Source organism: Streptomyces chrestomyceticus JCM 4735 (genome assembly GCF_003865135.1).
GTDB lineage: Bacteria > Actinomycetota > Actinomycetes > Streptomycetales > Streptomycetaceae > Streptomyces > Streptomyces chrestomyceticus.
On record NZ_BHZC01000001.1, the window covers coordinates 7,717,512 to 7,731,792 of the forward strand.

The 14,281-nt window shown below is 75.0% G+C and carries 11 protein-coding genes and 5 tRNA genes; 10 read left to right on the forward strand and 6 right to left on the reverse strand.

Going from position 1 to position 14,281, the window contains the following annotated elements:
- Positions 1-40: 40 nt before the first annotated feature.
- The 4 genes from cbiE (at position 41) to EJG53_RS33845 (ending at position 7,706) form a co-directional block, all read left to right on the forward strand.
- Entirely contained in the window at positions 41-1,255 is a 1,215-nt protein-coding gene (cbiE, locus tag EJG53_RS33830; RefSeq protein WP_125048101.1) for a precorrin-6y C5,15-methyltransferase (decarboxylating) subunit CbiE, read from the forward strand.
- Positions 1,256-1,492: 237 nt separating this feature from the next.
- Positions 1,493-5,365, forward strand: coding sequence for a nicotinate-nucleotide--dimethylbenzimidazole phosphoribosyltransferase (cobT, locus tag EJG53_RS33835; RefSeq protein ID WP_125048102.1), 3,873 nt, complete (start codon positions 1,493-1,495; stop codon positions 5,363-5,365).
- Positions 5,366-5,581: 216 nt separating this feature from the next.
- Positions 5,582-6,802, forward strand: a complete 1,221-nt coding sequence (gene cobA, locus EJG53_RS33840) for a uroporphyrinogen-III C-methyltransferase (RefSeq protein WP_125048103.1) — start codon at positions 5,582-5,584, stop codon at positions 6,800-6,802.
- Positions 6,803-6,863: 61 nt separating this feature from the next.
- A complete protein-coding gene (locus EJG53_RS33845) occupies positions 6,864-7,706 on the forward strand; it encodes a TrmH family RNA methyltransferase (RefSeq protein WP_125048104.1) in 843 nt (280 codons plus the stop codon).
- A 134-nt stretch (positions 7,707-7,840) separates the two neighbouring features.
- On the opposite strand, the gene EJG53_RS33850 is transcribed toward EJG53_RS33845, so the two are convergent.
- The gene (locus EJG53_RS33850) at positions 7,841-9,184 is read right to left on the reverse strand and encodes a serine/threonine-protein kinase (protein WP_371858819.1); all 1,344 of its coding nucleotides are present in this window, start codon (positions 9,182-9,184) and stop codon (positions 7,841-7,843) included.
- A 203-nt stretch (positions 9,185-9,387) separates the two neighbouring features.
- On the opposite strand from EJG53_RS33850, the gene EJG53_RS33855 reads away from it, so the two are divergent.
- From EJG53_RS33855 to EJG53_RS33870, 4 genes are all read left to right on the forward strand, one after another.
- Complete coding sequence (locus tag EJG53_RS33855) at positions 9,388-9,648, forward strand: hypothetical protein (protein WP_030017271.1); 261 nt, start codon at positions 9,388-9,390, stop codon at positions 9,646-9,648.
- 201 nt (positions 9,649-9,849) lie between these two features.
- Entirely contained in the window at positions 9,850-10,056 is a 207-nt protein-coding gene (locus EJG53_RS33860; RefSeq protein ID WP_125048105.1) for a hypothetical protein, read from the forward strand.
- A 190-nt stretch (positions 10,057-10,246) separates the two neighbouring features.
- Positions 10,247-11,263, forward strand: coding sequence for a phosphotransferase (locus tag EJG53_RS33865; protein WP_125048106.1), 1,017 nt, complete (start codon positions 10,247-10,249; stop codon positions 11,261-11,263).
- A 64-nt stretch (positions 11,264-11,327) separates the two neighbouring features.
- Positions 11,328-11,615, forward strand: a complete 288-nt coding sequence (locus tag EJG53_RS33870) for a TFIIB-type zinc ribbon-containing protein (RefSeq protein ID WP_125048107.1) — start codon at positions 11,328-11,330, stop codon at positions 11,613-11,615.
- Positions 11,616-11,712: 97 nt separating this feature from the next.
- Here EJG53_RS33870 and EJG53_RS33875 read toward each other — a convergent pair.
- The 5 genes from EJG53_RS33875 to EJG53_RS33895 form a co-directional block, all read right to left on the reverse strand.
- Positions 11,713-11,784: transfer RNA gene (locus tag EJG53_RS33875), tRNA-Val, on the reverse strand.
- A 34-nt stretch (positions 11,785-11,818) separates the two neighbouring features.
- Positions 11,819-11,890: transfer RNA gene (locus EJG53_RS33880), tRNA-Val, on the reverse strand.
- Positions 11,891-11,937: 47 nt separating this feature from the next.
- Positions 11,938-12,009, reverse strand: a tRNA-Val gene (locus tag EJG53_RS33885).
- A gap of 1 nt (position 12,010) precedes the next feature.
- A tRNA-Cys gene (locus tag EJG53_RS33890) sits at positions 12,011-12,084 on the reverse strand.
- A gap of 34 nt (positions 12,085-12,118) precedes the next feature.
- Positions 12,119-12,191: transfer RNA gene (locus EJG53_RS33895), tRNA-Gly, on the reverse strand.
- Between the two features lie 177 nt (positions 12,192-12,368).
- On the opposite strand from EJG53_RS33895, the gene EJG53_RS33900 reads away from it, so the two are divergent.
- The gene (locus EJG53_RS33900) at positions 12,369-13,442 is read left to right on the forward strand and encodes a chorismate-binding protein (protein ID WP_167515205.1); all 1,074 of its coding nucleotides are present in this window, start codon (positions 12,369-12,371) and stop codon (positions 13,440-13,442) included.
- Positions 13,439-14,263, forward strand: coding sequence for an aminotransferase class IV (locus EJG53_RS33905; RefSeq protein WP_125048109.1), 825 nt, complete (start codon positions 13,439-13,441; stop codon positions 14,261-14,263). Before EJG53_RS33900 ends, EJG53_RS33905 begins: the two co-directional genes overlap by 4 nt.
- Positions 14,264-14,281: the final 18 nt, after the last annotated feature.

Genomic DNA, 14,281 nt, shown 5'->3' on the forward strand with positions numbered 1-14,281 from the left:
CCCTGTTCCGTAGCAAGCGAAGTTCAGGAGACTGACGACGATGGCCGACCGGGTCACGGTGATCGGGTGGGACGGTTCGCCGTTGACCGCCGCCGCCCGCTCCGCCCTCGGCGCGGCGACCCTGGTGGCCGGCGCCGCCCACCACCTCGCCCTGCCCGAAGTGCCCCCGCACGCCGAACACATCCGGCTCGGCAGCGTGGGCCTGGCCGCCCGCCGCATCGCCCAGCACCGCGGCACCGCCGTGGTGCTCGCCGACGGCGACCCCGGCTTCTTCGGTGTCGTACGGACCCTGCGAGCACCCGAGCACGGCCTGGAAGTCGAGGTGGTGCCCGCCGTCTCGTCCGTCGCGGCCGCCTTCGCCCGCGCCGGGATGCCCTGGGACGACGCCCAGATCGTCGTCGCCCACAGCCGCGACCTGCGACGGGCGGTCAACGTCTGCCGCGCACACACCAAGGTCGCGGTACTCACCGCGCCAGGCGCCGGTCCCGCCGAACTCGCCCTGCTGCTGGACGGCGTCCACCGCACCTTCGTCATCTGCGAGGAACTGGGCACCGCGCGCGAGCGGGTGACGGTCCTCACCTCCGACAAGGTTGCCGACCACGTATGGCGCGACCCCAACGTCGTCATCGTCGTCGGCGGCGCCAACGCCGCCACCCAGGGCAGCGGCTGGCTCGCGGGGCGCGACGTCGCCTACCCGTCGCCGCCGCGCGGCTGGGGGCTGCCCGCACAGGCGTACGGCGGCGTCCTGGACGAGGGGGAATCCGTCCAGTTGCGCAGCGCCCAGCTCGCCCGCCTCGGGCCCCGGCCCGGAGACCTCGTCTGGGACATCGGCGCGGGCAGCGGCGCCGCCGCCGTCGAAGCGGCGCGCTTCGGCGCCGCCATCATCGCCGTCGACGCCGACCCGGACGCCTGCGAACGCACCGCGGCGGTCGCCCGCCGGTACGGCGTCCAGCTCCAGGTCGTCCAGGGGCAGGCGCCCCAGGTGCTGGAGGACCTGCCGGAACCGGACGTCGTGCGGGTCGGCGGCGGGGGAGCGGCGGTGGTCACCGCCTGCGCGGCCCGCCGGCCCGAGCGCATCGTGACGCACGCGTCGACCCGCGACGAGGCCGAGGCGATCGGCCGCGCGCTGGCCGACGGCGGCTACGAGACCGAGTGCGCGCTGCTCCAGTCCGTCGAACTGGACACCTCCGCCTGGGTCGAGCGGGAACGCGCCGTCGTCTTCCTGCTCAGTGGCTACCGGGTTGCTCACCCGTGACCCGGCCCGCAACCGGCGCGGGGTAGGCTGGCGGATCGTTGCGCCGCCGCCCCACGTTCGGTTTCGTACGCCAATATCCGGAACATGCTGTGGTTTTGGCCGTAAATGAAGCACTCAAGGGCGGACGTGCCGCGAGGCGCGCTCGCTCGTTCTAGCTACAGGGGCGGTCGGCGCGCCGCGGTGGAGCGCGTCGCACGAGCGGTTGGAAGGAGCACTACCAATGGGCGAGGGGTACGCATGACCGACACCGGCCAGGTCCCGGGCGAGGGACTGCCGGAGAACGCAGGCGCACAGCCCGGACAGCCGCAGCCGGCGGCCGTTCCCCCGCCTGCCGATGCCGGCCCGACGCAGCCGCCGGGGACGCCCCAGGCGCCCGACGCGTACACCTTCCTGGACCCCGCCGACGCGGGCACCGAGGACGACGACCTGCTGCTGATGCCGGGCGCCCAGGGCGCCTGGGGCAGCGAGCAGCAGCACCACCAGCCGCAGTATCCGCAGCAGGCCCAGCCGGCGCCCCAGCAGACCGTGCCCGAGCAGGCCGGGCCGTACGACTCCGCGCCGCTCGGCGCCATGGCGTACGAGCCGGTGCCGCCGGAGGCCGGCGACCACGAGAGCGGCGGCCGCGACTCCGCCTCCGTCGACCTGGGCGGCGTACGCGTACCGCCGCCCGCCGCGCCGCAGCAGGCCCCCGCGCCGCCGCGCCGCCCCCTGCACATGGGCCCGCCGGTGCCCGACGCGACCGGCGGAGTGGTCCGCTCGCTCGCCGACCGCGGCCCGGCCGGCACGCCGCCGAGCACCCCGGTGCGCGGCAACCCCGGTCCGCCGACGACCGGCCCCGAGTACCTGGACGTCGAGGAGGGAGCACAGCAGCCGGAAGCCCCCGCTGCCGCCCCCGCCGCACGGCAGGCGTCCGCCGCCGAGGTCTACGCGGCCTCCGGCACGTCATCGCTGCCCGGGCCGCAGCTCGGCGAGATTCCCGTGCAGATGCCGGCGCAGGTGCCCGCGCAGATGCCCGCGCAGGTTCCGTCCTGGGACAGCGCTCCGGCGCAGGCGGCCCCGGTGGCACCGGTCGCCGCGCAGGCCGCTGCGGCGGTTCAGGCTGTTCCGGACGCGGCCGCGGTTGCCGGGGAGGCACCGGCTGCCGATGTGGCCGAGGCTGCGGACGTGGCCGAGGCTGCGGATGTGGTCGAGGCTCCGGTTCCGGACGCCGCTCCGGTTGCAGAATCGGTCGATCGCGGTGCTGAGGAGGCTGCGGTTGCGGATGTGACGGCGGAGTCGGGCGAGGCGCAGGTCGAGGCGGCCGCAGCCGTCGCTCCGGTGGCGCAGCCGGAGGTCGCTCCGGAAGGCGCCGAGGGTATGCCGGAGGCCGCTCCGGAAGCCGCACCGGAGGAAGCCGCGCCGCAGACGGACGCCGTCGGCGGCGAGCAGGCGGCGGAGCCCGTGGTGGCGGAGGCCGTGACGGCCGAGCCCGTGGTGGCGGAGCAGCCCGTACCGGCCGGACAGCCGGTCCCGGAAGCCGCGGGTACGCAGCCGGGGGAGCCGGTCCAGGACGTGACCGACGCGGGGGTGACGACGCACGCCACGGGTTCGGCCGACGGCGCGCAGCCCGCGGAACCGGCCCAGGTGCCGCAGCCCATACAGGTCGCCGAAGAGGCACCCGCCGCCCCGGCCGCCGAGCCGGTGGAGAGCGCGGCCGAGGCTCGGGAAACCGCGGCCGGTACGGAGCCGCCCGCGGCCCCCGTGGAGGCCGAAGCCGTCCCGGCCGTACCTGAGCAGGAGCAGGCCGTGGCGGAGCAAGTACAGGCCGTACCTGAGCAGGAGCAGGCCGCTGTGCCCGTGACCGACGTACCACAGGAGGCCGCGGCCCCGGCCGGAGAGCCGCAGCCGCAGGCAGCCGACGCACCGGTGGCGGTCGCCGAGCAGCAGCAGGCCGACGTGCCCGAGGCCGCTCCGGCCGCCGACGCGCAGGCCCCGGCCGCCGAGGCCGTGCCCACGGACGACGGGCAGGCCGCCGCCCCGGTATCCCCGGAGCAGCAGGCCCCCGAGGCCCCTGCGGAGGCGGCCCCGGCCCCCGAGCAGGCTCAGGCCACCCCGGTGGCGGAGGAAGCCCCTGCGGCCGAGGCCGTCCAGGCCGCCGAGGCCGAAGTGCCGGAGGACGCCGCCGACCGGCCGGCCCCGGAGCAGGACGCCTCCGAACTCGTCCAGCTCGGCGACGACCAGGACGGTACGGACACGGCACCGGATCCCGAGGCCACGGCCGCCCCGATGGACGCCCCCCAGGAGCAGGCGCAGCCCACCGAGGCCCCCGCCGCGGAAGCCGGCACGGGAGCAGACGCGGAGCCCGGCCCCGCCGCCGCCCCGGCCGTGCCCACCACTCCTCCCGCCACCGGCTACGACGACTCCGAGCGGGCCGCCGTGCACCGCGTCATGCGCGAACGCCGCGACATCCGCAACGGCTTCCGCCCCGACCCCATCCCCAACGAGGTGCTGCTGCGCGTCCTGGAGGCGGCCCACACCGCCCCCAGCGTCGGCCACTCCCAGCCCTGGGACTTCGTCGTCATCCGCTCCCAGGAGACCCGGGAACGGATGCACCAGCTCGCCGCCGCGCAGCGCGAGGCGTACGCGAAGTCGCTGCCGAAGGCCCGCGCCAAGCAGTTCCGCGAGCTGAAGATCGAGGCCATCCTCGAAACGCCGGTCAACATCGTGGTGACCGCCGACTCGACCCGCGGCGGCCGGCACACCCTCGGCCGCCACACCCAGCCCCAGATGGCCCCGTACAGCTCCGCCCTCGCGGTGGAGAACCTGTGGCTGGCGGCCCGCGCCGAGGGCCTGGGCGTCGGCTGGGTCAGCTTCTTCGACGAGCGCGAGATGGTCCGCGAGCTGGGCCTGCCCGACCACCTGGAGGTCGTCGCGTACCTCTGCGTCGGATTCGTCGACGAGTTCCCCGACGAGCCCGAGCTGATGCAGGCCGGCTGGGCCAAGCGCCGCCCGCTGTCCTGGGTCGTCCACGAGGAGACGTACGGCCGCCGCGCCCTGCCCGGCGAGGCGCCCGCCGACCTCCTCCAGGAGACCCTCCAGGGCATCCGCCCGCTGGACGCCAAGGCGCTCGGTGAGGCGTGGGAGCGCCAGAAGCGGATGACCAAGCCCGCGGGCGCCCTCGGCATGCTGGAGATCATCTCCGCGCAGTTGTGCGGCCTGTCCCGCAAGTGCCCGCCGCCGATCCCGGAGCCGGCCGCCGTCGCCGTCTTCGCGGGCGACCACGGCGTGCACGCCCAGGGCGTCACCCCCTGGCCCCAGGAGGTGACCGCGCAGATGGTCGCCAACTTCCTGGGCGGCGGCGCGGTCTGCAACGCCTTCGCCAACCAGGTGGGCGCCGAGGTCTGCGTCGTGGACGTGGGCGTGGCCGCCGACCTGCCGACCACCCCGGGTCTGCTGCCGCGCAAGATCCGGCCGGGCACCGCCGACTTCACCGTCGGCCCCGCGATGAGCCACGAAGAGGTGCTGCGCGCCCTCGAAGTGGGCATCGAGACCGCCCGCGACCTGGTGGCCGCCGGGAACAAGGCGCTGATCACCGGCGAGATGGGCATCGCCAACACCACCACCTCGGCCGCCCTGATCTCCGTCTACACCGAGACCGACCCCGCCGAGGTCACCGGCCGCGGCACCGGCATCAACGACGAGACGCACGCCCGCAAGGTCGACGTGGTCCGCCGCGGCCTGGAGCTGCACCGCCCCGACCCCGCCGACCCCATCGGCGTCCTCGCCGCGGTCGGCGGCCTGGAGCACGCGGCGATGGCCGGCTTGATCCTCGGCGGCGCCTCGCTGCGTACGCCGGTGATCCTGGACGGCGTCAGCGCCGGAGCCGCCGCCCTGGTGGCCCGCGCCATCGCCCCCGAGGCGCTGGCCGCCTGCATCGCCGGTCACCGCAGCGCCGAGCCCGGCCATGTCGCCGCGCTCAACAAGCTCGGACTGCGCCCGCTGGTCGACCTCGACCTGCGGCTCGGTGAGGGCACCGGCGCCCTGCTGGCGCTGCCCGTCGTGCAGAGCGCCGCCCGCGCCATGCACGAGGTCGCCACCTTCGACTCCGCCGGAGTCACGGAGAAGACCTGACCCCGGCCATCGGCCCTGAGCATGACCCCCGGCCCGCAGCCACATAGGCTGTGGGCCGGGCCCGTACCCTCTCACCAGGTACGGAACCCCGGGGCCGAGCCGCCCCGCCCGCCAGCCGCTCCAGCGCCGTAGCGGCGAACGCGTCCCCGTTCCCCCGCCCGCGAGCGCTGCCCGTACCACAGCGCCCCGCGCCACCGCACAAGGAGCCCTACCGCCATGGCCGAGCACGCCGAACACGCCGCCTACCCCGTCGGACTGCGCCTGTCCGGCCGCCGCGTGGTCGTCCTCGGCGGCGGCCAGGTCGCCCAGCGCCGGCTGCCCTCCCTGGTCGCCGCGGGCGCCGACGTCCTGTTGATCTCGCCGTCCGCCAAGCCGTCCGTCGAGGCGATGGCCGACACCGGCGAGATCCGCTGGGAGCGCCGCCGGTACGAGTCCGGGGACCTCGCGGACGCCTGGTACGCGCTGATCTCCACCGACGACCCCGAGGCCAACGAGGCCGCCTCCCAGGAGGCCGAGGACCGCCGGGTGTGGTGCGTCCGCTCCGACGACGCCGAGGCCGCCACCGCCTGGACCCCGGCCACCGGCCGCAGCGAGGGCGTCACCGTCGCCGTCCTCACCGGCCGCGACCCGCGCCGCTCCGCCGCCGTACGGGACGCCATCGTCGAGGGCCTGCGCGACGGCACCCTCGCCGCCCCGCACCACCGTGCCCGCGCCACCGGTGTCGCCCTGGTCGGCGGCGGCCCCGGCGACCCCGACCTGATCACCGTGCGCGGCCGCCGGCTGCTCGCCGAGGCCGACGTGGTCATCGCCGACCGGCTCGGCCCGCGCGACCTGCTCGCCGAACTCCCGCCGCACGTCGAGGTCATCGACGCCGCGAAGATCCCGTACGGCCGGTTCATGGCCCAGGAGGCCATCAACAACGCCCTGATAGAGCACGCCCGCGCCGGGAAGGCCGTGGTCCGCCTCAAGGGCGGCGACCCGTACGTCTTCGGCCGCGGCATGGAGGAGCTCCAGGCCCTCGCCGAGGCCGGCATCCCCTGCACCGTCGTCCCCGGCATCTCCAGCTCCATCAGCGTGCCCTCCGCCGCCGGCATCCCCGTCACCCACCGCGGTGTCGCCCAGGAGTTCACCGTCGTCAGCGGCCATGTCGCGCCCGACGACGAGCGCTCCACCGTCGACTGGTCCGCCTTGGCCCGCCTGCGCGGCACCGTCGTCGTCCTCATGGGCGTCGAGAACAGCGGCGCCATCGCCGCCACGCTCATCGCCCACGGACGCGGCGCCGACACCCCCGTCGCCGTCGTCCAGGAAGGCACCACCGCGGCCCAGCGCCGGGTGGACGCCACCCTCGGCACCCTCGGCGAGACGGTACGGGCCGAAGGCGTCCGCCCGCCGGCCGTCATCGTCATCGGCGACGTCGTCGCCGTGAACCCCGCCTGACCCGTCTCCAGCTCCCCCTGGCCGGCCTCTTCCGGCCCACCACCGACAAGGCACCCACCCCGTGGCTGACATCATCACCGTCGACGACCCGGACGACCCGAGGCTCAGCGACTACACCGGTCTGACCGACGTCGAACTGCGCCGCCGCCGCGAACCGGCCGAGGGCCTGTTCATCGCGGAGGGCGAGAAGGTCATCCGGCGCGCCGAGCACGCCGGTTACGCGATGCGCTCGATGCTGCTGTCCGCCAAGTGGGTCGACGTCATGCGCGACGTCATCGACGAGGTCCAGGCCCCCGTGTACGTGGTCAGCCCGGCCCTCGCCGAACGCGTGACGGGCTACCACGTCCACCGCGGCGCCCTGGCGTCCATGGCCCGCAAGCCCCTGCCCACGGCCGCCGAACTCCTGGCCCGTCCCGGCACCCGCCGGATCGCGGTCATGGAAGCCGTGAACGACCACACCAATATCGGCGCGATCTTCCGCAGCGCCGCCGCCCTCGGCATGGACGCCGTCCTGCTCTCCCCGGACTGCGCCGACCCGCTCTACCGGCGCTCGGTGAAGGTCTCCATGGGCGCGGTCTTCGCCGTCCCGTACGCCCGCCTGGAGAACTGGCCCCGCGACCTCGAAACGGTCCGCGCGGCAGGCTTCCCCCTCCTGGCCCTCACCCCGGACGCCACGGCCGTCCCCCTGGACGAGGTGGCGCCCCACCGCCTGGACCGCGCGGCCCTGCTGCTCGGCGCCGAAGGCGACGGCCTCACTCCGCAGGCCCTGCGGGCCGCCGACACCTGGGTCCGCATCCCGATGGCCCACGACGTCGACTCCCTCAATGTGGGGGCGGCGGCAGCGGTGGCGTTCTACGCGGTGACGGCGGGGCGAGGGGAAACGGGCGGCTCGCCCACCCGTTAGGCGAGGTCAACCCCGCCAGGGCTCCGCCGACGGCTCCACGGCCGAGGACGTGACCACGGACCGCTCGGCGCCCATGCCCCGGGCCGGGCCCTGACACCCCTGGGCCGCCGCGATCCCCAACGCGACCAGCAACGTCACCGTGATGAACACGATGATCCGCTGCCGCAGCAACCGCCGGTCGGGCCCTGGCCTGCGTCCGCCGGGCGAGGTCCGCGCCCCCGTGCGGGGCGCCCGCGCCGGACGAGAACCGTTACGTCCAGAGGTACGTGCACCCGGTACGGACGGCCGCCTGCCGCCACGGGACTTCGGCGCGGCATCTCCCGGAGGCCCCGCCGGAGCGGCCCCGGGGCCGACTGAGGGCGGCCGGGCGCGCTCCCGCGCCCCGGCACACCGCCGCGCGGCGCCTGCGGACGCGGCGTGGGCGTGCCGGCCGGCCGCCGCTCCGTCCGCTGCCGCGCGTACTCCTCCGCGCGCTTCCCCGTCGGCCGGTCCGCCTGCGGCCGTACGGGCCTGGACCTGGCCGGAGTGCTCCGCTCGGACGCGGCCCCCCGGTCCGGGGACGCACCACGCTCGGACGACGGCCCGCGGCCGGCCCGACCGCGCCCGGCCCCGCCGGGCAGCGCCTCGCCGCCGGGCCCGCCCGGCGACGACAGCCCCTGCGCCTCCCGCGCGGCGATCTCCTTCAGCCGCAGCGACAGCGACAGCGTGGAGGGCCGGTCCGCAGGGTCCTTGGCCAGACAGGCCGCCAGCAGCGGCGCCAGCGCGTCCGGCACTCCGCCCAGGTGCGCCTCCTCGTGGACGACGCGGTAGAGCATGACCTCCGAACTGCCCTGGCCGAAGGGAGAGTCCGCCGTGCAGGCGTACGCGAGTGTGGCGCCGAGCGCGAAGATGTCCGTCGCCGGGGTCACCGCGGCGCCCCGCACCTGCTCCGGCGCGAGGAAGCCGGGCGAGCCGACCGCCGTACCGACGTGGGTGAGCGTGCTCGCGCCGGTGGCCCACGCGATGCCGAAGTCGATGATGCGCGGGCCCTTGGGGGACAGCAGGATGTTGGACGGCTTCAGGTCGCGGTGGACCACGCCCGCGTCGTGCACCGCCAGCAGGCCCTCGGAGAGCGCGGCGCCGATCGAGGCGACCTGCGCCGGGTACAGCGGCCCCTCGTCGTTGACCTTGTCGTGCAGCGAGGGCCCGGGGACGTACTGCGTGGCGAACCACGGCCGGTCCGCGTCGAGGTCGGCGGCCACCAGCCGCGCCGTACAGCCGCCGCGGATCCGCCGCGCGGCCGACACCTCACGGGCGAACCGGGACCGGAATTCCTGGTCCTCGGCCAGGTCCGGCCGGATGACCTTCAGGGCCACCCGCTGTCCGCGCTTGTCGGAGCCGAGATAAACCACACCCATCCCGCCCGCGCCGAGCCGCCGGTGCAGCCGGTACGAACCGACGACACGCGGGTCCTCGCGCCGGAGCCGCATCATCGCCATGTCCATCCCCGCTGCCCGGTCCCGTCTGACGTGGCACAGCTTACGGATTGACGGCTCGCTGTGCTGATAGGCCGCGCATGAGTCGGCGGCCGGATTGTCAGTGCCGGGTGGGATTCTGAAAGAGCGGCAGGAATCCGGGCGCGGCGCGGCCCGGCCGCCTGCGCGTGCTCCCAATGATCCGTTGCGGAAGGGGGATTGGCGCGGTGAAGGGTGACCGAGTCGAGATCGTCGTGGACGCCGGGGACACGACCCGGACGTACGAAGTGGTGGCGAGCAGAGCGGGCCGCAGGGTGGAGACGGCGGTGCGCAGGGGAGTGGTGGAAGTGAGCGAAGTCACCCGCAGCGGCTCGGTGGTGCGGACGGCCCGGTTCATGGCCAGCCGGGTGCTGGCCCTGGTCGAGCATCCCGTTCCGCGGGCCGAGGAGTCCGAGACGGCCGCCGGGCGGGCGTCCCCTCCGGGATGACCCGGGGTTCCGGGGCGATGTCTCCACCCAGGGGAGTACGCGGCGCGGCGCACCGTCATCCTCCCGTAGGCCGTCCAAGCGGTACGACGGCATGACGCCCGGGGCCCGCCGGTTCCCTAATGTGGGGTGCAAGCGGCGGGCGAACGCACTCGTCCCCCGAGGTCAGACGCCCGCCGCCCCAATTCGACGGGGAGCGGGACGATGGCAGACAGCTTCGGGCGCACGGCCGTCCGCACGCAAGGGCGCAGGGCCGCCTCGGCGTTCGGCGGGCGGCGTTCAGGTACCCGCCATCCGCTGGTCGCGGTGGCCATGGTGCTGCCGCTGGCGGTCCTGCTCGCCGTGGTGTTCGGCGGCTGGGAGGCCGTCATGACACAGGCGTCGTCCGTGGCCGGAATGCTGGGGCGCTGAGGCGCCCCGGTCCTGGGAGAGCGGCCCGGGACGGGGGATCTTCCGGCCTACAACCCCGTGGGGACGGGGGTGCGGCGGACGGCACGAGTGGCCGGGCATCTGGGGAGATGCCCGGCCATCGGTCTGTCCGGGACCCGGCCCCGCCCGGCGGCGTACGATCCTCGGCGAACCACTCCGCCCGGGGGGAACGATGTCCGCGACCGCGTCCCGCATCGCCCGCCTGGCCGCCCTGGCGGCCGAGGCCGACCCCGGTCCCGATCCCGAGGCCGATTCCGGCCCCGACCCCGATCCCGCTCGCCACCCCACCCTCCTCGCCGACCGCCCCGACGCCACCCTCGTCCGCCACGGGCGTGTCGTGGCCAAGGCGCACGCTCCCGACTGCGACCCGGCGCGGCTGGCCGTCCGGCTCCGTATCGCCGCACACCCCGCGCTGCACGGCATCCTGCTGCCGCCCCTGCCCGTCACCGGCCCCGGCGGCCTCCTCACCCTGCTCCCCGACGGCCGCCCCGCGACGCGCTGGCCGTACGGCCGGCCGGTCTCCCCGGACGTACCCGACGCCGCCCCCTGGGAGGAGACGGCCCGGCTGCTCGCCCGGCTGCACACCGTCGGGCCGTCGCGGCTACCCGGCCCGGTCCCGCCGATGCGCGGCCCGGCGAAGGCAGCCCGCGCCCTGGCCCGTATGCGGGCCGCGGCCGCTCCCGGAGCTGCCCCCGACCTCCGGCGCGCCGCCACCACCGTCGAACGCGCCTGGACGCAGTTGCCCCCGTGGGCCCGCGACGAGTCCCCGCCGCCCCGCGCGACCGTCCTCTGCCACGGCGACCTCCACCTCGGACAGCTCGTCAGGCACCCCGTGCCGGACGGCCCCTGGCTCCTCATAGACATCGACGACCTGGGACTCGGCGACCCGGCATGGGACCTGGCCCGCCCCGCCGCCTGGTTCGCCACCGGCCTGCTGGCCCCCGCCGTCTGGTCCCGCTTCCTCGGCGCCTACCGGGCAGCCGGCGGACCCGCCGTACGCCCTTGCGGTGATCCCTGGCCGGAACTCGACACCCCGGCCCGCGCCCTGACGGTCCAGACCGCCGCACTCGCCGTCGCCAAGGCCGTCGCGGCGGGCCGGGCGCTGGACGAGGACGAGGAGGCCGTCGTGGACGCCTGCGGCCGGATGGCTTGCGCCGGACCCGAGTTGGCGGACCGGCCGGAGCCGTAGGGTGACACCGTCACCACCGGACGGACGGTCCGGGGAGCCGCCCTCCTGACAGGAGATGAGCGCCATGCACTGTCCCAAGTGCCATGCACCGATGCAGACGTACAACCGCAACGGCGTGCAGATCGAGCAGTGCGCCGGCTGCCGGGGAATCTTCCTGGACTACGGGGAGCTGGAGGCGCTGTCCCGCCTGGAGACGCAGTGGGCCCAGCAGGCCCCGCCGCCTCCGCCCGGCCCCCAGGCGTACCCGTCCGCCCCCGCGTGGGGCGCACCGCACCAGGGGCACTACGGCCACCACGGACACCACGGCGGTCACGGACAGCGCGGCTTCGGCCGGATGCTCTTCTCCTCCTGAGATCCGGGATCCCCTGAGAGCCGGGACCGCGACCGCCCCGGGACGCCACAACGACCGAGGGCCGGAGCAAGAAGCTCCGGCCCTCGGCCTTACGGTGTGGACGATACTGGGATTGAACCAGTGACCTCTTCCGTGTCAGGGAAGCGCTCTCCCGCTGAGCTAATCGTCCTCGGGACCGCGGCCGGGGGCCGCGGGGTGCTGCGTGCGCGATACTGGGATTGAACCAGTGACCTCTTCCGTGTCAGGGAAGCGCTCTCCCGCTGAGCTAATCGCGCGGGTTCCGCCCTGCCCGAAGGCCGGGGGATCGGTCCTTGCGGACCAGTGGACGATACTGGGATTGAACCAGTGACCTCTTCCGTGTCAGGGAAGCGCTCTCCCGCTGAGCTAATCGTCCTTGGAGGTGGAGACGGGATTTGAACCCGTGTAGACGGCTTTGCAGGCCGTTGCCTCGCCTCTCGGCCACTCCACCAGGAGTGCGGGGGTCGGGAAGATCCCCCACTTCGAGCGGACGACGAGACTCGAACTCGCGACATCCACCTTGGCAAGGTGGTGCTCTACCAACTGAGCTACGTCCGCAGGTGCCTTTCCGGACCAAGTCCGGGGAGGAACCCCGTCTCCGTTTCGCTTCCGCGTCCCGGCGACGTGTTGAACTCTAGCGGATTCCCGGGCCAGTACAAAAACGCGTTTGTGCAGCGTGCTGCGCTGCTCGCCCGATCGGGGCGGGCGCCCGGCCCCAGCCATAGACTCGATGGCGTGAACGACCTCCCTCCGCTGGCCCGTTTCGGCGGCCGTACAGCCACTGACCTGCGCGATGTCACCCGTGATCCGGAGGCCCTGGACTCGGCGGGGTGGTGGGCCGTCGTCGCCGACTACGAGGGCGGTCTGCTCTGCGCGCGCTTCGGGGACGTACGGGAGGACGGGGCGGTGCCCCCGCCCGACCCCGCCCGCTGGCGGGGCCCGGCCCCCGGGGACTGGCGCAGTTCACTGGACCGCGCCGCCTACATCGAGGGCGTACGGCGCATACGCGCCCACATAGCCGCCGGCGAGGTCTATCAGGTGAACCTCTGCCGGATTCTCAGCGCGCCGCTGCCGGACCCCGCGCGCGCCGACGTCGACGCGCTGTCCGCCGTCCTGGCCCGCGGCAACCCGGCCCCGTACGCGGGCACCGTCCGCCTCCCCGCGCACGGCACCGAGGTCGCCACCGCTTCCCCCGAGCTGTTCCTGCGCCGCTCCGGGCGCACCGTCGAGTCCGGCCCCATCAAGGGCACCGGCCGGGTGCCCGAGGACCTGCGGGACAAGGACCGGGCGGAGAACGTGATGATCGTCGACCTGGTCCGCAACGACCTCGGCCAGGTCTGCCGCACCGGCTCCGTCACCGTCCCGGCACTCTGCGCGATCGAGGCGCACCCCGGCTTGGTCCACCTGGTCTCCACCGTGCGCGGGGAGCTGGCGGAGGAGCACGAGAAGACCGGCTGGGCGGACCTCTTCGACGCCACCTTCCCGGCGGGCTCCATCACCGGTGCCCCGAAGCTCGCGTCGCAGCGCGTCATCGAGGAGCTGGAGACCGCGCCCCGCGGCCCGTACTGCGGCGGCATCGGCTGGGTGGACGCCGACCGCGGCACCGGCGAGCTGGCGGTGGGCATCCGTACGTTCTGGATCGACCGCGCGGCCCCCGAGGGGCCGGTTCTGCGCTTCGGCGCCGGGGCGGGCATCACCTGGGGTTCGGACCCCGAGGGGGAGTGGGACGAGACCGAGCTGAAGGCCCGCAGACTGCTGGCGGTAGCGTCGGGCCTGCACGAGCCGAGCGGCGGAGGGACACGACCATGAAGATCTGGCTCGACGGAGAGCTGTGCGACGCCGAGGGCGCCCGGGTCTCGGTCCTCGACCACGGCCTGACGGTCGGCGACGGCGTCTTCGAGACGCTCCGTACCGTCGACGGGCGGGCCTTCGCCCTCACCCGCCACCTGGACCGGCTCACCGCCTCCGCCCGCGGCCTGGGCCTCCCCGACCCCGACCTCGACGAGGTACGGCGGGCCTGCGCGGCCGTCCTGGAGGCCAATCCCGTACCGCTCGGCCGGCTGCGCATCACCTATACCGGCGGCCTCTCGCCCCTCGGCTCGGACCGGGGCGAAGCGGCCCCCACGCTGGTCGTCGCGGTCGGCGAGGTGCCGCGCCGCCCCGACACCACCGCGGTCGTCACCGTCCCCTGGACCCGTAACGAGCGTGGCGCGCTGGCGGGCCTGAAGAGCACCTCGTACGGGGAGAACGTCGTCGCGCTCGCCCGCGCCCGTGCGGAGGGCGCCTCCGAGGCGCTCTTCGGCAACACCGTCGGGCAGCTCTGCGAGGGCACCGGCTCCAACGTCTTCGTCGCCCTGGACGGTGTGCTGCACACCCCGCCGCTGTCCTCCGGCTGCCTGGCGGGCATCACCCGCGCCCTGGCCGTCGAGTGGACCGGCGCCAAGGAGACCGACCTGCCGCTGGACGTCCTGGAGCGCGCCGACGAGGTCTTCCTGACCTCCACGCTCCGCGACGTGCAGGCCGTCACCCGGGTCGACGGACGCCAACTGGGTGACATGCCCGGACCGTTGACCGCCGAGGCGATGCGGGTCTTCACGGAGCGCGCCGCCGCGGACTTCGACCCGCGCTGATGACGTACGCCCGGAAAA

What these genes read in the sequence shown, in the direction of transcription:
- EJG53_RS33850 (WP_371858819.1), bottom strand. Translation starts at nt 9,184, where the DNA reads ATGGCGATGATGCGGCTCCGGCGCGAGGACCCGCGTGTCGTCGGTTCG.
- cobA (WP_125048103.1), top strand. Translation starts at nt 5,582, where the DNA reads ATGGCCGAGCACGCCGAACACGCCGCCTACCCCGTCGGACTGCGCCTG.
- cbiE (WP_125048101.1), top strand. Translation starts at nt 41, where the DNA reads ATGGCCGACCGGGTCACGGTGATCGGGTGGGACGGTTCGCCGTTGACC.
- cobT (WP_125048102.1), top strand. Translation starts at nt 1,493, where the DNA reads ATGACCGACACCGGCCAGGTCCCGGGCGAGGGACTGCCGGAGAACGCA.
- EJG53_RS33860 (WP_125048105.1), top strand. Translation starts at nt 9,850, where the DNA reads ATGGCAGACAGCTTCGGGCGCACGGCCGTCCGCACGCAAGGGCGCAGG.
- EJG53_RS33905 (WP_125048109.1), top strand. Translation starts at nt 13,439, where the DNA reads ATGAAGATCTGGCTCGACGGAGAGCTGTGCGACGCCGAGGGCGCCCGG.
- EJG53_RS33870 (WP_125048107.1), top strand. Translation starts at nt 11,328, where the DNA reads ATGCACTGTCCCAAGTGCCATGCACCGATGCAGACGTACAACCGCAAC.
- EJG53_RS33865 (WP_125048106.1), top strand. Translation starts at nt 10,247, where the DNA reads ATGTCCGCGACCGCGTCCCGCATCGCCCGCCTGGCCGCCCTGGCGGCC.